The organism is Streptomyces sp. NPDC058051 (genome assembly GCF_042885475.1).
GTDB lineage: Bacteria > Actinomycetota > Actinomycetes > Streptomycetales > Streptomycetaceae > Streptomyces.
The window spans coordinates 505,192-529,569 of record NZ_JBHVRW010000001.1; the positions used below are offsets into that span (position 1 = coordinate 505,192).

Annotated in this window: 22 protein-coding genes; 12 read left to right on the top strand and 10 right to left on the bottom strand. The window is 69.7% G+C overall.

What is annotated here, in order from left to right; translation table 11 throughout:
* Positions 1-89: 89 nt before the first annotated feature.
* Positions 90-479, bottom strand: a complete 390-nt coding sequence (locus ACFVUT_RS02170) for a cytochrome c oxidase subunit 4 (RefSeq protein WP_389642820.1) — start codon at positions 477-479, stop codon at positions 90-92.
* Positions 476-2,128, bottom strand: a complete 1,653-nt coding sequence (gene ctaD / locus ACFVUT_RS02175) for a cytochrome c oxidase subunit I (protein ID WP_389643595.1) — start codon at positions 2,126-2,128, stop codon at positions 476-478. The genes ACFVUT_RS02170 and ctaD overlap by 4 nt, the downstream gene beginning before the upstream one ends.
* A 646-nt stretch (positions 2,129-2,774) precedes the next feature.
* On the opposite strand from ctaD, the gene ACFVUT_RS02180 reads away from it, so the two are divergent.
* A complete protein-coding gene (locus ACFVUT_RS02180) occupies positions 2,775-3,971 on the top strand; it encodes a family 16 glycosylhydrolase (protein ID WP_389643598.1) in 1,197 nt (398 codons plus the stop codon).
* A 238-nt stretch (positions 3,972-4,209) separates the two neighbouring features.
* On the opposite strand, the gene ACFVUT_RS02185 is transcribed toward ACFVUT_RS02180, so the two are convergent.
* Together ACFVUT_RS02185 and ACFVUT_RS02190 are read right to left on the bottom strand one after the other, a co-directional pair.
* A complete protein-coding gene (locus ACFVUT_RS02185) occupies positions 4,210-5,865 on the bottom strand; it encodes an MFS transporter (protein WP_389642823.1) in 1,656 nt (551 codons plus the stop codon).
* A 242-nt stretch (positions 5,866-6,107) separates the two neighbouring features.
* Complete coding sequence (locus ACFVUT_RS02190) at positions 6,108-6,884, bottom strand: IclR family transcriptional regulator (protein WP_389643601.1); 777 nt, start codon at positions 6,882-6,884, stop codon at positions 6,108-6,110.
* Positions 6,885-6,963: 79 nt separating this feature from the next.
* Between ACFVUT_RS02190 and ACFVUT_RS02195 the strand changes: the two genes are divergently transcribed.
* The 5 genes from ACFVUT_RS02195 to ACFVUT_RS02215 all read left to right on the top strand — a co-directional run bounded on the left by ACFVUT_RS02195 (position 6,964) and on the right by ACFVUT_RS02215 (position 11,832).
* Positions 6,964-8,133: a cupin domain-containing protein gene (locus ACFVUT_RS02195; RefSeq protein WP_389642826.1), complete on the top strand. Its 1,170-nt coding sequence runs from the start codon at positions 6,964-6,966 to the stop codon at positions 8,131-8,133.
* The gene (locus ACFVUT_RS02200) at positions 8,130-8,969 is read left to right on the top strand and encodes a fumarylacetoacetate hydrolase family protein (RefSeq protein ID WP_389642829.1); all 840 of its coding nucleotides are present in this window, start codon (positions 8,130-8,132) and stop codon (positions 8,967-8,969) included. Before ACFVUT_RS02195 ends, ACFVUT_RS02200 begins: the two co-directional genes overlap by 4 nt.
* Positions 8,969-9,679 (top strand): maleylpyruvate isomerase family mycothiol-dependent enzyme, encoded by a 711-nt coding sequence (locus ACFVUT_RS02205; RefSeq protein ID WP_389642832.1) that lies wholly within the window; start codon positions 8,969-8,971, stop codon positions 9,677-9,679. Before ACFVUT_RS02200 ends, ACFVUT_RS02205 begins: the two co-directional genes overlap by 1 nt.
* A 33-nt stretch (positions 9,680-9,712) precedes the next feature.
* Entirely contained in the window at positions 9,713-11,029 is a 1,317-nt protein-coding gene (locus tag ACFVUT_RS02210) for an FAD-dependent oxidoreductase (RefSeq protein ID WP_389642835.1), read from the top strand.
* A gap of 194 nt (positions 11,030-11,223) precedes the next feature.
* Complete coding sequence (locus ACFVUT_RS02215) at positions 11,224-11,832, top strand: TetR/AcrR family transcriptional regulator (RefSeq protein ID WP_389642838.1); 609 nt, start codon at positions 11,224-11,226, stop codon at positions 11,830-11,832.
* 85 nt (positions 11,833-11,917) lie between these two features.
* Here ACFVUT_RS02215 and ACFVUT_RS02220 read toward each other — a convergent pair whose 3' ends face one another.
* Genes ACFVUT_RS02220 through ACFVUT_RS02235 form a run of 4 tightly spaced genes read right to left on the bottom strand, consistent with a single transcriptional unit; the run spans position 11,918 to position 15,351 of the window.
* Positions 11,918-12,844 carry a LysR family transcriptional regulator gene (locus ACFVUT_RS02220; RefSeq protein WP_389642841.1) on the bottom strand — a complete coding sequence of 309 codons (927 nt, stop codon included), beginning with the start codon at positions 12,842-12,844 and terminating at the stop codon, positions 11,918-11,920.
* Positions 12,845-12,854: 10 nt separating this feature from the next.
* Positions 12,855-13,997, bottom strand: a complete 1,143-nt coding sequence (locus ACFVUT_RS02225) for an NAD(P)/FAD-dependent oxidoreductase (RefSeq protein WP_389642844.1) — start codon at positions 13,995-13,997, stop codon at positions 12,855-12,857.
* Positions 13,994-14,182 carry a ferredoxin gene (locus ACFVUT_RS02230; RefSeq protein ID WP_327243910.1) on the bottom strand — a complete coding sequence of 63 codons (189 nt, stop codon included), beginning with the start codon at positions 14,180-14,182 and terminating at the stop codon, positions 13,994-13,996. The genes ACFVUT_RS02225 and ACFVUT_RS02230 overlap by 4 nt, the downstream gene beginning before the upstream one ends.
* Complete coding sequence (locus ACFVUT_RS02235) at positions 14,179-15,351, bottom strand: cytochrome P450 (protein ID WP_389642849.1); 1,173 nt, start codon at positions 15,349-15,351, stop codon at positions 14,179-14,181. The genes ACFVUT_RS02230 and ACFVUT_RS02235 overlap by 4 nt, the downstream gene beginning before the upstream one ends.
* 226 nt (positions 15,352-15,577) lie before the next feature.
* Here ACFVUT_RS02235 and ACFVUT_RS02240 point away from each other — a divergent pair, with 226 nt between their 5' ends.
* From ACFVUT_RS02240 to ACFVUT_RS02265, 6 genes are read left to right on the top strand one after another with little or no spacing between them, the layout of a single operon-like run.
* On the top strand, positions 15,578-16,552 hold the full coding sequence (locus tag ACFVUT_RS02240) for a phosphotriesterase (protein ID WP_389642852.1): 975 nt from the start codon (positions 15,578-15,580) through the stop codon (positions 16,550-16,552).
* A gap of 50 nt (positions 16,553-16,602) precedes the next feature.
* Entirely contained in the window at positions 16,603-17,556 is a 954-nt protein-coding gene (locus ACFVUT_RS02245; RefSeq protein WP_389642855.1) for a phosphotriesterase, read from the top strand.
* A gap of 11 nt (positions 17,557-17,567) precedes the next feature.
* Entirely contained in the window at positions 17,568-18,692 is a 1,125-nt protein-coding gene (locus tag ACFVUT_RS02250; RefSeq protein WP_389642858.1) for an FAD-dependent oxidoreductase, read from the top strand.
* A 4-nt stretch (positions 18,693-18,696) separates the two neighbouring features.
* Complete coding sequence (locus ACFVUT_RS02255; RefSeq protein WP_389642861.1) at positions 18,697-19,620, top strand: alpha/beta hydrolase; 924 nt, start codon at positions 18,697-18,699, stop codon at positions 19,618-19,620.
* Positions 19,621-19,656: 36 nt separating this feature from the next.
* Entirely contained in the window at positions 19,657-20,598 is a 942-nt protein-coding gene (locus tag ACFVUT_RS02260; RefSeq protein WP_389642864.1) for an MBL fold metallo-hydrolase, read from the top strand.
* An 18-nt stretch (positions 20,599-20,616) separates the two neighbouring features.
* Positions 20,617-22,398 carry a CocE/NonD family hydrolase gene (locus tag ACFVUT_RS02265; RefSeq protein ID WP_389642867.1) on the top strand — a complete coding sequence of 594 codons (1,782 nt, stop codon included), beginning with the start codon at positions 20,617-20,619 and terminating at the stop codon, positions 22,396-22,398.
* 136 nt (positions 22,399-22,534) lie between these two features.
* Here the strand turns inward: ACFVUT_RS02265 and ACFVUT_RS02270 are convergent, their stop codons facing one another.
* Entirely contained in the window at positions 22,535-23,563 is a 1,029-nt protein-coding gene (locus ACFVUT_RS02270) for an aminoglycoside phosphotransferase family protein (RefSeq protein WP_389642870.1), read from the bottom strand.
* A gap of 183 nt (positions 23,564-23,746) precedes the next feature.
* Complete coding sequence (locus ACFVUT_RS02275; protein WP_389642873.1) at positions 23,747-24,172, bottom strand: hypothetical protein; 426 nt, start codon at positions 24,170-24,172, stop codon at positions 23,747-23,749.
* Positions 24,173-24,378: the final 206 nt, after the last annotated feature.

Consider the following 24,378-nt stretch of genomic DNA (forward strand, 5'->3'; position numbering starts at 1 on the left):
CCGAGGTGTCCGGAACACCGGAGGGCCCGCTCACGGTTCCCGCGGAGCCGCGCCGAGAAGACCGCTCCGGGCGCCCCGCCCTTCCGTGCTCAGTCGTCCCGCCCCGCGTACTGAAACGTCATGCCGTAGACCCCGGCGAGGGTGATTCCGAGTCCGATGACGAACAGGAAGAGCGCGTAGACCACGCCCAGGCCCATCAGCGCCATGCCCACAGCGACGACCACAGGGTAGGTGCTGTGCGGGGGGAAGAAGTCCACGAGGCCGGAGCGTTCTTGGATCTCCGAGTCCCGGCGGTCTTCCGGTCTCGTGCCCTTCCTGCGGTGGTTCACGCCGCAGAAGAGGCTGATGAGTGCCGACATGAGGAAGGAAACGGTGAGGGCCGCGGTGCCGGCGGGTTCGCGCGCGAACCAGATGTAGGCGACATCGGTGAGCAGGAAGAACACGGCCACGCCTGCGAAGAGTTGGGATTCCGGCTTCACTCGCTCCGCCCCCCGAGCGTGTCCGGGATGGACGTGCCTCCGCCGCGTTCTGCCGCTGTCGGCCTCAGCGCCTCGGGGTGGTGCAGATCGAAAGCGGGCGAGTCCGAACGGATCCTTGGCAACGCCTCGAAGTTGTGCCGCGGAGGGGGGCACGAAGTCGCCCATTCCAGTGAACGGCCGTAGCCCCAGGGATCGTTCACACTCACCTTGGGTGCGTACCTGGCGGTCTTCCAGACGTTGTAGAGGAACGGCAGCGTGGAGAGCCCGAGCAGAAAGGCGCCCGCCGAGGAGATGGTGTTGAGCAGGGTGAAGCCGTCGGCAGCGAGGTAGTCCGCGTACCGGCGGGGCATCCCGATCTCACCGAGCCAGTGCTGGACGAGAAAGGTGATCTGGAATCCGACGAACAGCGTCCAGAAGTGGATTCTGCCCAGACGCTCATCGAGCATTTTGCCGGTCATCTTGGGCCACCAGAAGTAGAAGCCGCCGAACATGGCGAAGACGATCGTGCCGAACAGGACGTAGTGCAGATGGGCGACGACGAAGTAGCTGTCGGTGACGTGGAAATCCAGAGGCGGCGACGCGACGAGGACACCGCTCAGGCCGCCCAGGAGGAAGGTGACGAGAAAGCCCAGGGCCCAGAGCATCGGGGTCTCGAACGAGAGGCTTCCGTTCCACATCGTGCCGATCCAATTGAAGAACTTCACACCGGTCGGCACCGCGATCAGGAACGACATGAGGGAGAAGAAGGGCAGCAACACGGCCCCGGTGGCGAACATGTGGTGGGCCCAGACGGTTGCCGAGAGCATGGTGATGGCGATGGTGGCACCCACCATGCCGACATAGCCGAAGACGGGTTTGCGGCTGAACACGGGGAGAATCTCGGTCACCACGCCGAAGAAGGGCAACGCGACGATGTAGACCTCGGGGTGTCCGAAGAACCAGAACAGGTGTTGCCAGAGCACTGCTCCGCCGTTGGCGGGGTCGTAGACGTGTGCACCGAACTTGCGGTCCGCCATCAGCGTCAGCAGGGCCGCTGTCAGTACGGGGAACGCCAGCAACGCCAGGATGGACGTGAAGAGGATGTTCCAGGTGAAGATCGGCATGCGGAACATCGTCATTCCCGGGGCACGCAGGCAGATGATCGTGGCGATGAAGTTCACGGACCCCAGAGTGGTGCTGATGCCGCTCAGGACCAGCCCCATCGCCCAGAGATCACCGCCGGCCCCGGGCGAGCGGATGGCGCTGTTCAACGGGGCGTAGGCGAACCAGCCGAAGGAGGCGGCACCGCCGGGAACGACGAGCCCACTGACGACGATCAGACCTCCGAAGAGAAACAGCCAGTAGGTCAGTGCGTTGAGCCGCGGGAAGGCCACGTCGGGCGAGCCGATCTGCAGCGGCATGATGGCATTCGCGAACCCGGCGAACGTGGGCGTCGCGAACAGCAGCATCATGACCGTGCCATGTACGGTGAACAGTTGGTTGTACTGCGCCGGATCCAGGAGCTGCAGGCCCGGTCGTGCCAGCTCGGCGCGCATGATCATCGCCAGCGTTCCGGCGAGCAGGAAGAAGGCGAACGAGGTGACGAGGTACATGTTGCCGATCTTCTTGTGATCGGTTGTCACCAAGATCTCCCGGATCCGGCAACCCATGAGTACACGAGGGCTCTCGGGCACAGACTCCTCAGGTGGACTCCACTGTGGGTTCTCCAGCCGTGACATGGCGCCTCCGCGGTTCCGGGTGGCAGTGGCGACCGGCCCCACCACCGCGCATGCTGGGTAGCCTCTTTCGCGCGGCCGGAAACCTGCCTGTGAGCCGATTGGCCTCCGTGACGTGCCGACGTGGTCCGTGACATGCCGACGTGGTCCAGTGGCACGGAGCCCGCATCCCGATCCTCCGCCATTCGCGTGGCGCGTCAGGCCATCAGGCCCTGGCGGTGGAGCGGGGATCCCGTAACCGGCAGCGCGATGGGCGGCGCGGTTCCCGCGAACGAGGGGCCGCGCAGCCCAGGAGTCCTGGAGGCGAGCCCGGATCGACGGGTGTTCAACACCCGAACGAGAACCGCGGGCAACTCCCTCAACAAAAGGTCTGTACCAGCTTCTTGACGCCCTATCGCACCGTCACTTAAATCAAGAAGTGAATCGACAAGCGGTATCGCGCCCTCACTCGGGTGCTGGTTCACCCTGCAATCTGGCATGTGCATGATCCCCCACGCGAAGTGATGTGATGACTGTGCGAACCCCCCGCCGGCGCCGACTGGCGCTGTACGTCGTTGCCCTGCTGTGCTGTTCCGGTGTGATGACCGCGGCCCCCGTCGGCGCCGCACCTGCTCCCGCGCCGCACGTCGCCCCCGCGGCGACGACCTTCTCCGACGACTTCGACGGTCCCGCCGGATCCGCGGTCGACAGCGGCAAGTGGCAGACCGAGACCGGCGACAACGTCAACAACCACGAGCGCCAGTACTACACGGCGGGCAACAGCAACGCCGCCCTCGACGGCCAGGGCAATCTGGTCATCACCGCTCGCAGGGAGAACCCCGGCAACTACCAGTGCTGGTACGGCAGGTGCGAGTACACCTCGGCGCGGCTCAACACGTCGGGCAAGTTCACGTCGACGTACGGGCACGTCGAGACCAGGATGAAGATCCCGCGCGGTCAGGGCATGTGGCCGGCGTTCTGGATGCTCGGCGACGACCTGGGCAGCGTCGGCTGGCCCAACAGCGGCGAGATCGACATCATGGAGAACGTCGGCTTCGAGCCGGGCACGGTCCACGGCACCATCCACGGTCCCGGGTACTCGGGCTCGGCGGGCATCGGCGCGGGCTACTCCCTGCCCGGCGGGCAGGCGTTCGCCGATGCCTTTCACACGTTCGCGGTGGACTGGGCGCCCGACTCCATCACCTGGTCCGTGGACGGCAACGTCTACCAGCGTCGTACACCGGCCGATCTCGGCGGCAACAGCTGGGTGTTCAACAAGCCGTTCTTCATCATCATGAACCTCGCGGTCGGCGGCTACTGGCCCGGCGACCCCGACGGCAACACCACCTTCCCGCAACAGCTCGTCATCGACTATGTGCACGTCACCACGAGTGACGGCGGCGCGGGCGGGGCGGGTGGCTCGATCACGGGGCTGGGCGGCAAGTGCGTGGACGTGGCCGGTGCCTCGACCACCAACGGAACGGCCGTACAGCTCTACGACTGCAACGGAACCGCCGCCCAGAAGTGGACCGTCGGCGCCGACGGCTCGATCCGTGCCCTCGGCAAATGCCTGGACGTCAAGGACAACAGCACCGCCGACGGCGCCCAGCTGCAGCTCTGGGACTGCACCGGAGGCGCCGGTCAGCGGTGGGCCGTTCCCGCGGCCCGTGACATCGTGAACATACAGGCCGACAAGTGTATGGACGCCACGGGCAACTCCTCGGCGAACGGCACCCGACTCCAGATCTGGACGTGCGCCGGAACCGCCAACCAGAAGTGGACGGTGAACGCCGCCTGAGCCCCTTCCCCGGCTCGCGTCGCCGGCTCTCTCGCGGGACCGCGAAGGGGCAGCGGGGCGGCGGGTCTGCGTCGCAGGCCCGCCGCCCGAGCCGGCGGACATGACGCCGGGAAGAGACCGCCGGCCGGGATCTGGGGTCCGGCCTCTCGCCGGCCGCGCAACGGGTGCTCCTGACGTGGTCGGGAGCACGGGGGCACCGGCCGCTGCGGCCGGTGCCCTGCCGTGTGCACGGCTCTGTTCAGTAACCCTGCGGCCGGGCCGCCTGTACGGAGGCCGGTTCCGGTGTGCCGTCGCGTCCGGACGGCACCGCCGCGGACGCCGGGTTCGCGGCGCCCCGGGGACGGATCCCGATCATGCCGAAGGCGGTCAACACCGCGGCGACCGCCGCCGCCACACCGCACACGAGGAACGCGGTGCCGAATCCGCTGCCCAGTGCGTCCAGGGCAAGGCCGTGCGCCGCTGCTCCAGGGGTGCCGGGAGGAAGGCTGTTCACGGCGATGGGTCCTCCGGCCTCGGCGATGGCGCGTGCCGCCGCCAGCTGGCCGGCCGGCAGGTCCGCGTGGGACAGGTTCGCCGAGAACGCCGACCCGGCGTTGCTGAGGGCGACCGCGCCGACGACGACGGGGCCGAGGGCGAAGCCGAGGTCGCGCAGCATGTTGGTGGTGGCGCTCGCCATGCCTGCCAGCTGCGGGGGCACGCTGTTCAGCGCCACGGCCGTGACCGAGCTGACCGTCAGGGCGAAACCGACGCCGATCAGCAGGGCGGGCCCGACGAACGCGCCGAGTCCCGGGTCGGTGACGTCCAGTCGGGCGCACAGCAGACAGCCGACCGCCATCAGGACGAAACCCGAGGTCAGCAGCCAGGACGCGGCCACTTGGTGGAGGAGCCGCGAGATGACCGGGATGAGCAGGAAGGCGGGCCCCTGGAGAAGGAGGAAGGGGATCGCGACGCGGATCGGGTCCTGGTGCTGCACCGGGCCCAGCCACATGCTCGTCGCGAAGCAGGCACCGAGAAAGGCGAGCATGCCGATGACCGCGACCACGGACGACACGGTGAAGGCCCGGTTGCGGAACAGGGTCAGGTCGAAGATCGGGGAAGCGGCCCCCAACTCCACCAGGACGAACCCCGCGAGGAAGCACGCGCCGATGCCGAAGGCGAGGATGACCGGGAGGGTGGTCCAGCCCGACTCGGGCCCTTCGACGGCGCCGTACAGCACCAGGATGAGGCCGATGCCGAAGGTGATCTGGCCGGGTACGTCGAGCCTGCGGCCCTCGGGCGCCTTCGACTCCGTGGCCAGCGTCAGGGTGAGCACCATGCTCACCAGGGCGAGTCCGACGAGCACCCAGAAGGAGCCGCGCCACGATCCGATCTTGGCGAACATGCCCCCGAGCAGGGGGGACACGGCGGCGCCGGCGGACAGGAACCCGCTCCAGACCGCCACCACGTGCGCCCGCTCCCGCGAGGTCCGGGTGGTGGCGGTGATCGCGGTGAGCGAGCCGGGGAACATGGCACCGGCTCCCAGCCCGTTGAGGGCGGCACCGATCCACAGCACCTGCACGGTGGGCGCGAGTGCGGCGACGGTGCTGCCCACGGCGACCAGGGCGGTGCCGGCCGCGATGAGCCTTCGCCTCCCGAAGAGATCACCCAGGACGCCGAAGGTGAACTCGAAGCAGACCACGGCGATCATGAACGCGGCGGTGATCCATGTGAGTTGGGAGCCGTGGGTGTGCAGGTCCTCCTGGAAGAGGCCGTTCAGCGAGGCCGGCAGCGCGTTCGCGACCTGGGCCACGAAGACCGCGCCGCAGGCGGCAGCCAGTGTTCCCGCGTAGCCCGGTGTCCGGGCGGCCCCCGCGGTTGGGCCCTGGGACGCGACCGTCCCATTGTTGAGCGTCATTGCTGTTCTCCCTGGCTGGGAAAGGAAGAGGGGCGTCCCGTGATCGGGAGCCTCGACAGATGGATGGCCTCGGCTCTGCGGGCGCGAGGGGGGAGGCGCGGCGTGAGCCGGGTGCGATGTCGTGGACAATGGCACTCGTTTTACGTCACGTCAATGAAATGTGCGTGATTGAAAGTGAATAGCTTTGCTGTAAGCATGTTCACCCCGTGTACGCACACCATCCATGCTGTCGAACCAGGGGGTCAGTGCAGATCGGCCAGATCCCGCTCCAGGGCGTGCGCCGTGGCGTTCAGAGTGGCGACCAGGGACTGAAGGCGGCGCGGGTCGTAGCGCACGCTGGGCAGGGAGACCGACAGGCCGGCCAGGACGGCGCCGCCCTGATCGCGGACGGGCACGCCGACGGCGGCGAGCCCGCGCTCGGACCGTTCCTGGTTGACCGCGAATCCGTTGCGGCGCAGTCGCCGCAGTTCGGTCCGGAGCCGGGGGAGATCGGGGCGATCGCCGGGGCGGTCGTGGTACCGCTCGGGGGAGTAGACCTCGTCCAGTTCCGCGTCGGAGAGGTCGGCGAGCATCAGGAGCCCGGCTGTCGTGCGGTGCGCCGGGAACACCATGCCTTCACGGGAACCCACCCGCAGCGCCTGCCGGCACTCCACGCTGGCGATGAACCGGGCCGTGTCCCCGGTGCGCACGATGAGGTTCGTGGTCTCGTCCAGGAGGTCGACGACCCGGTGCAGATGCGGAAGCGCCGCCGCGCGAAGGCGGGACACGAGGGACTGGGAGTGCGCGGCGAGCTCCAGCACCGGCCCCGCCCGGTAGACGCGGTCCTCGTCCTGCACGGCGAAGTCCCGGTAGACGAGCATGGCCAGGACGCGGTGGGCGGTCGACCGGGCGACGCCCAGCCGCTCGGCGATCTGCGACACGGTCGTGCCGCCCTCCATCTGGAGGATGGTCGCTGCCCGCAGCGCGTGGTCCACGCTGGCGAGGGGATACGGCGGCGGCGTCTTGAGCGGCTTGTCCACGGCGGCCTCCAGATCAGGCACTGATTCTGCTCTCCAGAATCTACATGTCCTCTCTGAAGAAACGGCACAGGCTGAGGGCGTGACTCACTCCTCCCTTGCCCAAGACATCGCCACGGGTTCCCCGGTCCGGCTCCAGGCCGTCTCCGCGGAGGGGCAGCCCGCGGTCACCCCGGCGCTCGAAGAGCTGTACCGGGGTTTCGAACAGGAACTGCTGGTCCCGCTCTGGACCGAGATCGGCGACCTTATGCCGGCCCACCCGCGCTCCCGCTCCGTGCCGCACCTGTGGCGCTGGGACCGGCTGCGGGAGCTGGCGGCGCGGGCCGGCGACCTGGTCCCCGTCGGCCGCGGCGGGGAGCGCCGGGCCATCGCACTGGCCAACCCCTCCCTCGGCGGGAGGCCGTTCGCCACCCCGACGCTGTGGGCCGCCATCCAGTACCTCATGCCCGGCGAGGACGCCCCCGAGCACCGGCACACCCAGCACGCCTTCCGCTTCGTCGTCGAGGGCGAGGGCGTGTGGACGGTCGTCGGGCGCGACCCGGTGGCCATGCGACGCGGTGACTTCCTCCCGCAGGCCGGCTGGAACTGGCACGCCCACCACAACGCCACCGCCGAGCCGATGGCCTGGATCGACGGGCTGGACATCCCCTTCCAGTACGCCACCGAGACACAGTTCTTCGAGTTCGGCCGGGACGAGATCGGCGACGCCGAACGGATCACCCCCGACCGCTCCCGCGCCGAGCGCCTGTGGGGCCACCCCGGCCTGCGACCGGTCTCGGCCGGCACCCCCGGCCCCGGCTCCCCGCTCCTCGCCTACCGCTGGGAGCACACCGACCGCGCCCTGTCCGACCAGCTGGCCCTTGAGGCGGAGGGGTACGACGGCACCGTGGAGCCCGGCCACGCCGCCGTCCGGTTCACGGACCCGTCGACCGGCGCCGACGTGCTGCCGACCATCCGGGCCGAGATGCACCGGGTCGCGCGCGGCACCGAGACCGCGCCGGTACGCGAGACGGGCTCCTCCGTCTACCAGGTCTTCGACGGCTCCGGCACCGTCACCGTCGGCGGAACCACCTGGTCGGTCACCCGCGGAGACCTGTTCGTCGTCCCCTCCTGGCAGCCGCTCTCGATCCGTTCCGAGGCCGGCGCCACCGACTCCGACTCCGGCGCTCTGGACCTGTTCCGGTTCAGCGACTCGCCCGTCTTCGAAGCACTGCGGCTCGACCGCACCCACGTGGAAGGAACCACCCGATGAAGCTCGCGACCATCCGCACCGACGGTACGACGAGGGCCGTACGGCTCGACGGCGACGTCCTGGTCGACCTCGGCCTCCCCGACGTGGGCACCCTGCTCCGCCAGGACGGCTGGCAGGAACTGGCCGCGTCGGCGACCGGTACGACGTACCAGGCCGCCACGGCCGACTTCGCCCCCGTCGTTCCCGCCCCGTCCAAGGTGGTGTGCGTCGGACTCAACTACCGCAACCACATCCAGGAGATGGGCCGCGACCTGCCCGAACATCCCACGCTGTTCGCGAAGTTCGCCGACTCGCTGATCGGCGCGGGCGACGCCGTCGTGCGCCCCGACGAGACGGACCGCTTCGACTGGGAGGTCGAACTCGCCGTCGTCATCGGCGCGCCGGTGCGCCGGGCCCGCGGGGCGGAGGCCGAGCGGGCCGTCGCGGGCTTCACCGTGCTGAACGACATCACCTGCCGGGACTGGCAGTTCCGCACCCGCGAGTGGCTGCAGGGCAAGATGTGGGACTCCAGCACCCCCGTCGGCCCGTACCTCGTCACCCCCGACGAGCTGCCGGGCGAGGTCCGCCCGTCGCTGGACGTCCGTCTGCTCGTCGACGGCGAGGTCATGCAGTCCGACTCCACCGGCGACCTGCTCTTCGACCCGGTCGACCTGGTCGAGTACGTCTCCACGATCGTCCGTCTCAACCCCGGCGACATCATCGCCACCGGTACCCCCGGCGGCGTCGGCCACGCCCGCAAGCCCGAGCGCTACCTCCTCGGCGGCGAAACCGTCGTCGCCGAGATCCAGGGCATCGGCCGCCTGGAGAACCGGGTCGTCAAGGAGAACGCGTCCTGATGCGCCGGACCTTCGACGACGCCCGCCGCTGGGCCCTGCTCGGCACCGAGCTGACACTCAAGGCCGCCGCCGGCCTCGACGACGACGGCTTCGCCGCGCCGAGCGCCCTGCCCGGCTGGAGCCGGGCCCACGTGGCGGCGCACGTCGCCGCCAACGCCGAGGCGCTGTCCCACCTGGTGCACTGGGCCGCCACCGGCGAACCCACACCGATGTACGCCTCGCCCGGGGAACGGGCCGCCGGTATCGAACGGGGCCGTGCCCTCCCCGCCGCCGAGCTGACCGCGTGGCTGCACGGTTCGGCGGACGCGCTGGAGAAGGGGATGGCCGCGCTCGGCGAGGAGCAGTGGCGCGCACAGGTCGTCACCGCGCAGGGCCGGACCGTGCCGGCCACCGAGGTGCCCTGGCTGCGCTCCCGCGAAGTGTGCGTGCACGCCGCCGACCTGGCGAACGGCGTGTCCTTCGCCGACCTGCCGCCCGACTTCCTCACCGCCCTGTGCGACGACGTCGTCACCAAGCGCGCAGCGGCCCCCGGTCCGGCCGTGACCCTGCGGGCACCGGCCACCGGCGCCGCCTGGGACCTGCCGGGCGACGGCGAAGCCGTCCCGGTCGCGGGCGAGCTGCACGACATCGCGGCCTACCTGACCGGACGGGGCGCCGGCCCGCTCACCGCGGACGGCGCGCCCGCCCCCGCGCTGGGCGCCTGGCTCTGACCCGGGGCCCGCCCCGCAACGAAGGAACAGATCATGAAACCTGAATCCAGCCCCGCCGGGCGGCCCGACGTCCTCGTGGTCGGCGGCGGCATCGGCGGCCTCAGTTCCGCCTTCGCCCTGGCCCGCCAGGGACTGCGCGTACGCGTCCTCGAACGAGCCAAGGAGTTCGGCGAGGTGGGCGCCGGTCTGCAGATCGCGCCCAACTGCACCCGCATCCTCGCCGAGTACGGCCTGCTCGACGAGGCCAGGACGCTCGGCGTCGTCCCCGAGAACATGGTGATGCGGGACGCGCTCGACTCCCGGGAACTGACCCGGCTGGACCTGCGCGACCTCGAACGGCGCTACGGCTTCCCGTACATGGTCATCCACCGCAGTGATCTGCACGGCATCTTCCTGCGCGCCTGCGAACGCGCCGGCGTCGAGATGCTGACCGACCAGAAGGTCGTCGACTACGCGCACACGGACAGCGGCGCCCTGATCCGTCTGGAGGACGGCAGCACGCAGGAGGCGCCGCTGGTCATCGCCGCCGACGGACTGCACTCCGTGGCCCGCCGCAAGCTGGTCGGCGACGACGTGGTCAGCTCCGACTACGTCGCCTACCGCGCGGCCGTCCCGATCGAGCAGGTCCGGGGCAACGGCGTGGCGGAGAACGACGTCACGGTCCACGTCGGCCCCCGCTGCCACTTCGTGCAGTACGCACTGCGCGGCGGCGAGATGTTCAACCAGGTCGCCGTGTTCCAGTCGCCCAAGGCCCTGGCCGGCCAGGCCGACTGGGGAACCCCCGACGAGCTGGACGCCGCCTTCGAGCAGACCTCCGAGACCGTACGCAAGGGCATTCCGCTGATGTGGCGGGACCGCTGGTGGCAGATGCTCGATCGCGACCCGGTCGAGACCTGGGTGCACGGGCGTATCGCCCTGCTCGGCGACGCCGCGCATCCACCCCTTCAGTACATGGCACAGGGCGCGATCATGGCCATCGAGGACGGCTGGGTACTCGCCTCGCACTATGCCCGGCTGGCCGAGGCCGCTGTGGCGGGCACCCGACCGGACTGGGACGCGGCGCTGGTGGCGTACGAGGCGGTCCGGGTGGAGCACTGCCGCCGGGTGCAGACCACGGCCCGCGCCTGGGGCGAGCTGTGGCACCTCGACGGAGAGTCCCGGCTTCGGCGCAACGCGATCATGCGGACGCGCGACGCCTACGACTACTCCTTCACCGACTGGGTGTACGGCCCGACCGCACTGAGCCCGGACGAGGAACCCCCCATGTTCACACCGATCCCGCTGTCCTCGGCGGTCCTCGACGAGGCGGACGGCGAACCGCTGTCGGCGGTGGGGGGCGCCACGTCATGAGCGACGCCCACCTCTACGCCGCGGCTCGCACCCCCTTCGGCCGGTTCAACGGAGCCCAGCCCTGGCCGGACCGGCTCTCCGTCGACCTGCTCCCGTGAGCCACCGGTTTACAGCCTGTCAAGGACCGGTGCAATGCGTATGGTGTGAAGCCGGTGTGTACGCTGCGGCGTGCAGTGGCACGTTAGGATCGCGGCATGGCGAACCTTCGTGAGGCACAGAAGCAGATGACGCGTCGCCTGCTGCTGGAGTCGGGACTTGAGCTGTTCAAGGCGAAGGGGTACGCCGCCACCAAGGTGGACGACATCGCGACCGCGGCGGGCACCACGCGTGCGACCTTCTACGCGTACTTCCCTTCGCGCAGCGAACTGATGAAGGCACTCATCGACGAGCAGCTCAACGAGGCGCTGCAGCGCGTCGGTTCCCCCGAGCACGGCTCCACGGCGCAGGGCCTCATCGCCACCGTCGTCGACGGAACACCGGAAGCGATCAAGGCGTGGCTGCGGCGAACCGCCGACAACTGGCCGGCCATCCGGCCGATCATCCGCATCGGCCGCGATGCCGCGGTGATCGAGCCGGAACTGACCGACCTGGTCGAGCGATGGCTGGAGGAGGCCATCAGCGACATCGAGGACGGGCTGACGGCGGCCGGGCGGTTCGAGCCTCATCAGCGTCACTTCCGGGGCGTTCTCGCGATGGCACAGCTCGACTTCGTCGCCCAGAACTGGCACCGCGCCGACTGGAAGATCACCCATGAGCAGATGCTGGACGAACTCAGCGCCAGCTGGGTGGATCTGCTGACCTGACCTGACCTGACCTGACCTGACCTGACCTGACCTGACCTGACCTGACCTGACCTGACCTGACCGGTACGGGTCCGGGCGGTGGGCGTCAGTCCTGTTTCGGCGCCGCGTCGAACAGCAGCGCCCGGAGCCACTCGATGAAGTGGTGGTCAGACAGTCGGGGGTTCCAGACCATGTCGATCCCCAGCCCGGGAAGCGGGAACGGGAACTCCTCGATCCGCAGATCGGCAAGCGTCCGCATGGTGGCGGCGACCTGGTGGCGCAGGAGGGCGACGCCGCTCGCGCGTGCGACCAGGAACGGCACCAGCAGGAAGTCGGAGATCCACAGGCCGACGCGATAGGGGATCCCCTGCTCCTCCAGTACCGGATACGGGAAGACGCGCCGATCGGTGTCTACGACGATGTGCGGCTGGGTGGTCAGGAGGTCGAGCGCGCCCGCTTCCGGCGGTGAGTCCGGCGAGGCCACGACCACACAGCGGTCGTTGTACAGGCGCTCGCGCGGGTAGGGCGAGAAGTGTCCCTCGGAGATCAGCGCGACGTCGACCCCCTTGTCGGTGAAGGTGGCCTCGTTCGGCACCGTGATCGTACGCACCCGCAACGTGACATGCGGAGCGCGCTCGGCGACGAGCCGCATCAGCCGGGGGCCGACGACGAACGCCGTGCTGTTCGTCATGGCGACGGTGACGACGCGCTGGTCCTTGGCGGGGTCGAAGACGGGGAAGTTCACGATCTGCGCGGTCTGTTGCAGGGCGCTGCGCAGCGGCGCGATCAGCTCCAGTGCCCGCGGGGTCAGCGTGACTCCCGCACCCTGACGGACGACGAGGTCGTCGCCCAGCAGCCGCCGCATCCTCGTGAGGGCGTGACTCATCGCCGGCTGGGACAGACCGACCCGTTCCGCCGCCTTGGTCACCGAACGTTCCTCCAGGACCGCGAGGAGGGGCACCAGCAGGTTGAGGTTGACCGACGCCAGTCGGTCCAACCCCGATCCCGTGGTGCCCTCTTCCTGGTCGCCCATGCACCAAACCCTACGTGGCCGCCCGGGCAGTACGACGCAGCCGGGGGACGGGGATCCGATAGTTGAGCGCCGCGGCCACACCGGTGCCGTCGGCGTGCGACCAACGCATCAGCGCCGGCCCGCCACCGGGCCCGCCGTCGACGTACGCCGGTTCCCCGTCCAGCGGCAGATCGCCCACCACCTTCAGGCTCAGCCCGAACTGCTCGGTCCAGAAGTACGTCTGGAACCGCAGCGGCGGTGCGTCGTCGCCGTGTACGAGTGCCCTCGCGGCGGTCTTCGCCTGTTCGATCGCGCTGCTCCAGAGGGGGACGCGGCGCAGCCCGTGCGGCGTGGGGAAGGCCGCGAGGTCACCCACCGCGGCGATGCCGGGGCGGACCAGTCCTCGCGAGTCGACCGGGACGACGCCCTTCGCCGTGAACCCCGTGTCCGCGAGCCATTCCGTGTTGGGCACGTCGCCGACGGCGGTCAGGAGGATGTCCGCTTCGACGACGGCGCCGTCGTCGAGCACCACTCGGGCCTCCCCCGCGCGCTGTTCGAGCCGTGCCGAACCGGTTTCGACGAGGGTGAGCCCCAGGTCCAGCGCGGCCTTGACGAACACGTCGGCGAGGTACGGACCGAGCTGGGCGATCAGGGGAACCCCTTGGGAGACCAGGGTGACCCGGCAGCCGGCGGCCAGGCATCCGGAGGCGATCTCCATGCCGAGCGCGCCTCCGCCCACCACGACGACCGACGGCCGGTCCGCCAGCCGGCCACGCAGCCGGAGGGCGTCGTCGAGCCCGCGCAGGGTGAACTCCCCGGGCAGCTCGGACAGCCGTCTTGCCCGGGAGCCGGTGGCGAGGACGAGGCGGTCGTACGGAAGCGCCGAGCCGTCGTCGAGGGTGACGAGCCGGCGCTCGGGGTCGAGTCCGCTCGCACGCACACCCAGCAGCTCCGTCGCCCCGTGCCCGGCCGGCGGAAGCGCGTGTGACGACATGTCGTCGCTGTCGAGCAGGAGCGCCTTCGACAGGGCGGGGCGGCTGTACGCCGGGTGCGGTTCGTCACCGACGATGGTCAGCTCGCCGTCGAAGCCGGCCTCACGGAGGGTGTCGGCCGCGGTGAGTCCGGCGATTCCGTTGCCGACGACGACCACGCGGTTCGGTGTGCCGTCGCTCATGCGACCCTCAGCGCCGCGACCGGACACACGCGGGCTGCGGCCTTCGCCAGGGCGGCGTCCGCTCCGTCGACCTCCTCGCGGTCGAGCACCAGCTCGCCCTCGTCGTCGAGATGCATGAGTTGCGGGGCGGCCTCCTCGCACAGGCCGTGGCCCTCACATCGGGGGCGGTCGAGAACGATCTTCATGCGGGGATCACCTCCAGGACGCGGAGCTCTTCGATGCTCCGGGTGATGTTGCTGGGGACACGGACCTCGGGTCCGACGACGAGGCGCTTGACGCGCCGGGAGAGCGCTTCGATCACGGCGTGGGCCTCCAGGCGTGCGAGTCCTTGGCCCGCGCAGCCGTGCGGGCCGTAGCCGAAGGAGAGATGGTCGGCCGGACCGCGCTCGACGAGGAAGGCGTCCGCGTTCTCGTAGTGCCGGGGGTCGCGGTTGCCTGCGCCGAACAGGATCGCGATCTGCGCACCCGCGGGGATGACGGCCCCGTCGATCTCGACGTCCCTGACGGCGCGCCGGCCCCAGGCGTGGACGGGAGCCCAGAAGCGCAGCACCTCGTTGAACGCTCCCGGCACCAGCGACGGATCGCTGCGGACCAGGTCGAGCTGGTCGGGGTGCGAGCCGAAGAGGGCAACGACGTTGCCGATCGCCGCCACGGTGGTGTCGACGCCTGCGCCCAGGTACTGGTGGATGATGTGGCCGGCCGTGTTCGGAGGGATGGCGCCACGTGTCTCGGCGTCGAAGATGCCACGGCCCACGGACCCTTCCTCCAGGTCGTCCGCCGTGACCTCGGAGCACCATCCGTAGAGCTCGCCGGCGATCGGGAAGCTCTCGGCCGTGCGCTGGTTCATCGGGCCGAGGACCTGCATGGCGGCCTGACCCCAGCGCAGCATGTTCTCCCGCACGTGGCCCCTGAAGCCGATCAGGTCGGCGACGACCTCCAGGGGAAAGGCGCGGGCGAGGGCGTCGATCGCCTCGAAGGAGCCCTGGTCGACGAGCTCGGCGACGAGCGCGTCCGCCTTGGCCTCGATCCGCCCCTTCAGACCGCGCAGCGCGCGCGGCGAGAGGTTCTCGGTGAGCGTGGCGCGCAGCCGGGTGTGCACCGGCGGGTCGGACGCGAGCGAGGTGCCGGTGAGGGCGTCGTTGGCCATCGGATTGAACGCGATCGAGGTCGAGGAGTACGACTCCCAGTCCGCGAGTGCGCCGCGTATGACGTCGTAGCGCGTCAGCGCGTACACGTCGTTCCGCCGGAGGTGGACGACGGGGCCCTCTTCCCGCAGTTCGGCGTAGACGGGGTACGGGTCGAGCACGACCTCGTCGGCGAAGAGGTCGATGTCGGAGGTGGGTGGGTTGGTCATGCCCGCCAGTGAAGTGGGGCGCCATCACATTCAGCAAGTGAATGTTTCACATGCTGTTACATGCATGACATTCATGTGTGCGGGGAGGGGGGTTTGTCCGCCTACTCTGCGCGTGTTGTTTTTTCTTGGTGTGTATTTCATTGACGTCATGTAAACCGAATGGCTACCGTGACTGCAGCCACAGGGTGCAGGCAGCGCACTCCACCCCGAACATGTGAGGGCAGGCATGAGCGTCAAGAGCAATACGGTGAACACCGTCCTGGGCCCGGTGCCGACTGAGGAACTGGGTGTCGTCTCGGTCCACGAGGCGCTGCTGTCGGTGGTTCCGGGTGCGGAGTACGCCTTCGACATCACCATCGACCGCGCCGAGGTCTTCGAGACCCTCGCCGTGAAGCTGAGGGACTTCCGCGCCCATGGTGGTGGCACGATCGTCGACAGCACCGGCATGTTCCACGGCCGGGACGTCCGGCTGTACGAGAACCTCTCCCGCGCGACCGGCGTGCACATCGTCGCGTCGACGGGGCAGGGCCCGGAGGAGATGCTCGGCGGTTACTTCCTCACGCCGCAGACCAACCCGCCGACGCCGTGGCCGGCCGAGAGGTTCGCCGATCTCTTCACCAAGGAGGTCACCGAGGGCATGGTGGTTCCCCGCGTGGAGCGACGCGGCGCCGCCGGCCTGGTGGCCACCACCGCGACCCCGGAAGGCATGACCGCGACCGACGAGAGCCTGTTCCGCGGTGCGGCCCGGGCCGCGTTGAGCACCGGCGTCGCCGTTTCCCTCCGCTACGGGAGCGACGCCGTCCACGACCTCGACGTCGTCCTGGACGAGAAGCTGCCGTCCGACCGCGTCGTCGTCGCCGGTCTCGACCGCGAGGACGCCGTCGCCGCCGGGTTCCCGCTCGCGGTCGCCCGCCGCGGCGCCTACGTCGCACTCGACCATGTCGGTGTGGAGGACGGGGCCCACATCACGGATGCCGAGCGGGTCACCCTGGTCGCCGACCTCGTGCGGGCCGGCTTCGGCGACCGGATCCTGCTGTCGAGCAACACGACCGGGGTGGCGAAGGGTCACCCCGCCAACGACCTGCCGTACAGCTATGTCGTGACCGCCTTCGTCCCGCTCCTGAAGGCACAGGGCCTCAGCGACGAGGACGTGCGGCGGATTCTCGTGGAGAACCCGCGCCGCCTGCTGTCGGTGCGCTGAGCGCGCCTGCGTGAACGCCCATCAAGTCCCTTTACTCAAAGGTGAGTTCTGTGTCGCGAGTGAATTCCGTCCTGGGGCCGGTCCCGAGCGAGGAGCTGGGGCTCGTAGCCGTCCACGAGCACATCGGCTACGGCATGCCCGGCTCCGAGTTGGACACGCAATGGTGGAAGACCCCCGAGCAGCGGTACGAGGAGACCGTCCCGAAGCTGCGTACGTTCCACGAGTACGGCGGCGGCACCTTCGTCGACGCGACCGGGATCTGCAACGGCCGTGACGTCGACTACTACAGGTCGCTGTCCGCGAAGACCGGCGTCCACATCGTCGCCTGCACCGGCTTCGTCGGCGGCGACACCGCCCTGTGGCACTTCGCCCATGCCGACGTGGACTACCTGACCCGGCAGTTCGTCCACGAGATCACCGTCGGCATCGGCAACACCGGCAGCCTCGCCGGCGTCATCAAGGTCGGCGTGAGCCGCGGCGGCCGTATGACGGACCTGGACAAGCGCATCTACCGCGCCGCTGCCCGAGCCTCGCTCACCACCGGCGTCCCGATCCTGACCCACCTCGCGATCGACGCCGAGAACGCCATCGCGATCTTCCACGAAGAGGGCCTTCCCCTGGACCGCGTCCTGTTCGGGCATGTCGACGACGGTGTGAACGCCGACAGGACGCGCGATGTCTGGATCGCGGAACAGGGCGGTCGCATCGGCTTCGACACCTTCGGTTACGAGACGGAACTGCCGGACCCGCCGTTCTGGGCCCGCCCCCGCAAGGAGCGGCTGGACCACTTCCTGCGGTTCATCGGCGAAGGCCGGCTGAAGCAGGTCCTCGCCTCCGCCGACGCCAACTGCAGCCCGCTGGGCTGGCCGGGCGTGAAGGGCCACACCGTCAACTACCTCTTCGAGGACCTCATCCCGGACCTCCGTGCCGCCGGTCTCGACGAGGCCGCGATCAAGACGATCTTCGTCGACAACCCCGCCGACTTCCTGACCATCCAGAAGTAGAGAGAACCACCATGCAGCTCTCAGACCTGAAGAATCTCAAGATCGCCATTGTCGGCGCGGGGTACGGCGGTGCGGCGGCGGCCAAGGCCCTGAGCCTGCTCGGCGCCGACGTCGACGTCTACGAGCAGGCGAGCCGGATCCGCGAGGTCGGCGCCGGCATCGGCCTGCGCCCTTCCACCATGAACCGGTTCCGGCAGTGGGGGACCTTCGACGCGATCGCGAAGGTGAGCTCGCCGAGCAACTACTTCGAGATCCTCACGGCCACCGCCGAGCCGATCATGAAAGAAGAGTGGCCGGGGATACAGGACTTCACCGAGGAGACCAGGACCCACCTGATCCACCGCGGGGACTTCATCGACGCTCTCCTGGACGCGCTCCCCGCGGGCATGGTGCACCTCGGCCACAAACTGGAGACCATCCAGGACGAGGGCGAGCGTTCCGTCCTCACCTTCGCCAACGGCAGGACCGTCGAGGCGGACCTCGTCGTCGGTGCCGACGGCATCAAGTCGGTGGTGCGCCAACTGCTGTTCAGCGACAAGGGCCCGGTGTTCTCGGGCGAGCACGCCTACCGCGCCGTGATCTCCGTCGACGACGCCTACGGGATGGTCACCGACGACAACCTCCGGATGTACATCGGCCGGGGCACGAAGGTCTATCTGCTGCCGCTGCGCCACCGCAACCAGGTGTCGTTCGACATCACCTCGCTGTGCCCGGACAGCACCTGGGCACCGCAGGTCACCAAGGACGACCTCATGGCGACGGTGGAAGGCTTCGACGAGCGCCTCGTGAACATCACGCGCGACCTCGGCATGGACGCCGTGAACATCCGCGCGGTCTACGACATCGACCCGGTCGACACGTGGCACTCGGACTCCGTCGTCCTCGTGGGCGACGCGGCCCACTCGATGCTGCACCACCAGGGCCAGGGCGCGAACTCGGCCATCGAGGACGCCGGAGCGCTCGCCGACGCCCTGCAGCAGGCGGACTCCCTGAAGGAGGCACTGGCCCTGTACCAGGCCACCCGCAAACCGGTCACCGACGAACTGCAACGCATCTCGCGCCAGGGGTGGACCGAGGAAGAGATCAATGACGTCTTCCCCGGTCAGAAGCCCGTGGCCGCCGCCCCGAAGGAGTGACGTCATGCCGCTGCATCCTGACATCGCCAAGGTCCTCGCCGGCCTGCCGACCCCGCCCGAGGGCCCGCTCGACCCGGTCGCCATGCGTGCCGCGGACGAGGCGCTCGTCGCTCCTCCCACGGAGCGTCTGCCGCTCCACTCCGTCGAGGACGTGACCGCGCGGACGGCCTCGGGCGAGGTACCGGTACGGATCTACACGCCGGTCGAGGCCGAAAGCTACGGCCTGCTGGTCTACTTCCACGGCGGCGCGTTCTTCCTCGGGAGCCTGGAGACGCACGACCACGTGGCGCGCTCGCTGGCCGAGGAGACGGGACTCAAGGTCGTCTCCGTCGGCTACCGCCTGGCACCCGAGGCCGCCTTCCCGGCCGGTCTCGACGACTGCTACGCGGTCGTGCGCTGGGCCGCCGAGCAGAGCGAGAGCCTTGCCTGGGACGGCAGGACCCTCGCCCTCGCCGGCGACAGCTCCGGCGGCACCTTCGTCGCCGCGGTCGCGGCCACGGCGCACGACGACGGCTTCCACCGGATCACGCACCAGGTCCTCTACTATCCCTCGCTCGACCTGGACTTCGACGTCGACCGCTATGCCTCGTTGCGGGAGAACGCCGAGGGCTACGGCCTGGAGACGGCCGGGCTGAAGCCCTTCAACGCCTTCTACGTCGACAGCGGCGCCGATCCCGGGAACCCGCGCGTCTCGCCGATCAAGCGGGCGGACCTCACGGGGCTGCCGCCGGCCCTCATCGTCACCGGGGAACTCGATCCGCTGCGCGACGAGGGCGAGCTCTACGGCCGACGGCTGCGGGAGGCCGGCGTGGAGGCGACGGTGAGCCGGTACGAGGGCGCGGGCCATGGATTCGTCCAGCACTTCTCCTGGATCCCGGACTACCACAGGGTCTTCGCGCAGACGCGCGACTTCCTCGGCCGAGGCTGACCCGGCCGGCCCGCGCACGAGTTCGGAAAGAGAGCCATGACGCACGCAGTCAACGTCCATCCCCTGGTCTCGCCGTGGGGCCGCTTCGGTCTCTACAGCTTCTTCATCGACGCACCCGAGCCGGCCGTCGTCGACACCGGAATCGCCTCCTCGCCCGCCGAAGGGATGGTTCCCGCGCTTGAGGCGATCGGGCGGCGCATCGAGGACGTGCGCTGGATCCTGCTGACCCACGGTCACATCGACCACGTCGGCGGGGCCCACGCCCTGTGGGAACTCACCGGCCGGCGCGCACAGGTGGTGATCCACCAGGCCGACGCACCGATGCTCCGCTCGCGGGAGGCCCATGTGGGGGAGTACCTCGCGGGCCGGGGCCGGTACCTGCGCGACCCCGAGGGCGAGACGAAGGTGAGGGCCGCCGTGAAGGGCGTCATCTCCGGTGAGATGGAACCCTCCGTGCCTGTCAGGGGCGGCGAGAGCCTCTCCCTCGGCGGCGACGTCACCGTCTCGGTGCACTCGATCCCGGGCCACACTCCCGGATCCGTCGCCTATGTGATCGACGGCCAGCGCTCGGTGTTCGTCGGCGACGCCGTGCAGGTCCACGGGGCCGCCAACGGCTTCCCGGGCTACACGGACCCGGTCGCCTACCGCACCAGCCTGGAGTACGTGCGTGACGAGATCCGTCCACAGCACCTGTACCTCGGCCACCCGTACCGTCGCGCCGACGGCACGCCGTACGGCGTGGAACTCGACGCCGCACAGGCCCAGGAGGCCCTCGCCCAGAGCCTCGCCGCCGAGGGTCGGGTCACCGAGGCCGCCTGCGGCTGCGTGCGGGCCGGCCTGCAGGAGACGGACTCGCCGTATTCCCCCTTCGCCCGCGTCGCCGAGGAACTCGGCTACGCAGGCGACCCCACGCTCGAACCGTCGCCGTTCTTCACATCGATGCACGGCTACCGCGAGCACCTCGACCAGAACTCGTGACACAGGAGCTTCGCACTCATGACTGACCTCCAGACAGTCCAGGCGGGCGAGCAGACCATCGCCGTCCGCAAGGACCTCCGCGTGCCGATGCGGGACGGCGTCGAGCTCGCCGTGGACGCTTATCACGCCGTGGACGACACGCCGCGGCCGGCCCTGATCGCCATGAGCGCCTACGGCAAGGAACTGCAGGCGCTCGCCCTCACCACGCCGCCGCAGCGCCGGCCCAGCCCGATGTGGGACGGCTGCATCGAGGCCGGTGACATCGCGCGCGTCGTCCGGGAGGGCTACGTCCACGTCATCGGCGACATGCGTGGAACCGGTGATTCCGGCGGTGCCATGATCGGCAACTACAACTTCGGCGGGGTGTCTCAGGGACAGGACCTCTACGACGTCGTCGAGTGGGCCGCCGCGCAGCCGTGGTGTGACGGCAACGTCGGCATGATCGGCATCTCCTACTTCGGGTCCATGCAGGTGCTCGCCGCCGCCGAACGGCCGCCGCACCTCAAGGCGATCTTCGTCAGCGGCGGTCACTACGACTTCTACGAGACCACCTACCACGGCGGCGTCATGTGGTTCATGCCGCGGGCCGCCCGCGAGGGCCGTGGCGGTGACTCCGGCATCGCGCACACCAACGTCAAGTCCCGGATGCAGGAGGTGCACGCCCCCGAGGAGCTGAACAAGCTCGTCGAGGAGCGGCTGAAGGACCCGGACGTGGCAGCCTGGCCGAACCTCGTCCACGTGCTCAAGTACCCGAAGAACCGCGAGTTCTGGTTCGACATCGTGATGAACCACCTCGACGGCGACTGGTACGAGGAGCGCAACCCGATCAATCTGGCCGAGAACATCGACATCCCGGTCTACCTGCAGATCGACCAGGGACGCGGCTGGACCGTGGACGGCCACATCGAGCTGTTCGACGTCCTGAAGGGGCCCAAGAAGCTGGACATCGGCTCCTACCCGCCGATGCAGTCGCGCCCCTGGATCGAAGAGCACGACAAGATGTTCCGCTGGTACGAGTACTGGCTCAAGGGCATCGACAACGGCATCATGGACGAGCCGGCCGTGAGCGTCTTCGTGGAAGGCTCGCGCGAGGCGGTCACCGCGGCGCAGTGGCCGCCGAAGGAGATCGCGTACCGGTCGCTCCACCTGCGCCCGCGGCAGAAGCTCTCCTTCGAGCCCGAGCCCATGGGCGCCGAGTACGCCGCCCCCGACGGCTTCTACCAGGCGCCACTCACCGTCACCGACACGGTGCAGGTGCTGAAGTGGAGCACCGAGCCGTTCGAGGATCCCACCGAGCTGATCGGCGCCGGCGCGGCGCACCTGTTCGCGGAGATCGACCAGGACGACACCAACTTCATCCTGCGCCTGTGGGACGAGGCTCCCGGCGGCGGCAAGCAACTGATCACCACCGGCTACCTCAAGGCGTCCCACCGCGAACTCGACGCGGAGCGCACGACCGAGGGCAACCCCTATCACCCGCACACCCGCGCGGTGCCGGTGGAGCCGGGGAAGATCGAGGAGTACGTGCTGCGGCTCTACCCGTTCGCAGCCACCTTCAGGCCGGGGCACCGTCTGGTGGTGGAGCTGTCGAACGACGAGCCGCTGGCCGACGCGCACAACGCGCTGCTGCCGCCGGACGCCTTCCACCTGCCGGTGGGCCGCCCCGTCACGCACAAGATCTACCGCGATGCCGCACACCCCTCCCGGCTCGTGCTGCCGTTCACGACGACCGCCGCGACGCACGCGACGCCGTCGTCCTCCGCGCACGACCTCGAAGGAGACCGGCGCAACGGCTCCTGACGCGGCCACCACGACGCCGGCCGGGGGACGGCCGTGCCCCCGGCGGCCAGGCACCGGCCGAAGCCGCGTGCTCTCGGAGGAACAGTCCACAGGTGCGGTGCGGGCTTCCGAGCGGATCCGGGACGTCAGCCTGTGTCTACGGGCGTTGTGAGGGGACCGGTGGGAGCGTCGGCCAGCGGGCGAGCATGCTTCGGCGCATATCCGTACTGAGCCTGCTCAGGCCGATCAGGCCGGGGTGGTCGGCAGTCATCCGGCCGACGACACCGAGCCGGTGGACGAGCCGTTGCCGGGCGGTCGCCGTGCCCCACTTCCAGTCCCGGTCCGGGATCCGGGCCAGATGGTCCATGGTTCCGCGGCGGGCCCTCTCGACCAGCGCGTCGCCCCGTAGCAGCCAGCCGGCGCACGCGTCGGTCGGATCGCCGTGGAGTTCGGTGCCGGTCGCGGTGCGCCATGCCGTGCGGTAGGCGGTCTCCGCCCGGTCCAGCAGCGGAGCGGACGCTGTGGTGACACACCAGCAGGTCGGGAAGCCGATGCGCAGGTAGGCGAGCTCCACCAGTCCGCTGCCCAATGACGCCTGCTCGAAGTCGATGAACCTGATCCCGCTGGTGGTGTGCAGGTCATTGCCGGGACACGGATCCCCGTGGAGAAGGGCATGCCCCGATGCCTGGCCGAGCCGGTGAACGAGGTCATCGAGCTCGCCGGACACGCCGGGCGCGACGGGAACCTCAAGAGCCTCGGCCAGCCCGAGGAAGGATGCGACGTCGGCCGCGTCCGGGCCCAGCCAAGGGGGAAGTACTCCGACGTCCTGAGGGCCGGCGGCGGAGTGCAGCCGGGCCAGGGCCGCCGCGTAGCCGACGATCCAGTCGCTGGACGGGCTTCGGTGGTCCAGATGCTCCAGGACCAGCACCCGCTCGCCGGGATCGGTGCTCAGCAGTGCGGGCACCACGGGTGTGTCGGCCCGGGCGGCGAGCCGCAGAGCGGCCACCTCGCGGGCGTACCGCTCCTCGGCGTCGGGACCGTCGACGATCTGCTTCACCACCGCCGGCACCCCGGCCAGCTCCACGCGCCACACACGTGAGCGCGGGCTGCTGCCCAGACGCCGAGCGCGCCTGGGGGCGCCCAGCTCGGCCCGTAACCCGTCCCCGAACGGCAGTCGCGACCACATGACCGCTCATCCTTCCACGCGGGCGGACACGTCTGCGGCCTCGGCCGGGACGGAACTCCGGACGGGGCTCCTCCCCGATGTGGTGGCGGGCGGCGTCGGCGCAGCCGAACACCTCCAGCATCCCGTCGGCGAAGGAAAGCAGGACGGGATCGGTCGTCGGCGCCTCGTGCAACGGTGTCGGCGTCACGGTGCGATGCCGTCCCCGGCGTAGAGGTAACTGCCGGGCCGGGCGGGGTCGGACACCAGCAGCACCTGGTCGCCGGTTCGGGGGATCCGCAGTTTGGAGACGATGGTCTGGAGCGTGATCCGGTCGGTGGTCCCGGACGGTTGCAGGACCAGGTCGACGACCGGCTCGAAGTTGACCAGCTTGCCGGTGTCGCTGATCGATACGACGACGGCGGGTACGGTCGGCGCTCCCATGGCGAGCAACTGCCGGACGTCCAGGCTGGAGTTGTACGCCCCGATCGACTGCTGGACCTTGGTGAAGTCCTCGGCCCCGAGGAACGCACGAGTGGTGCGGCCGTAGAAGCCCTTGCCGCTGGCCACCTTGCCGGCGATCTCGGCGGCCCGCTCCTCGCGGCTCTGACGACGCTTCCTGAAGATTCCCATGACGGCTCTCCTTCTGATGATGTCCGGTGCGGTTCGGACGCGGGGTCGGCCGACGGGTTGCCCGGCGACCGCGGTGGCCGTCCCACGACCGGAGCCGCGCGGTTGACCGTCCTGGTCACGGGTTCCGTCCTCGCCGTCGGCCCGGCCTGACGGTGTGGACGCTAGCGGCCGGGAACACCTACCGATCCCAGGTTCGCCCGCCCGTT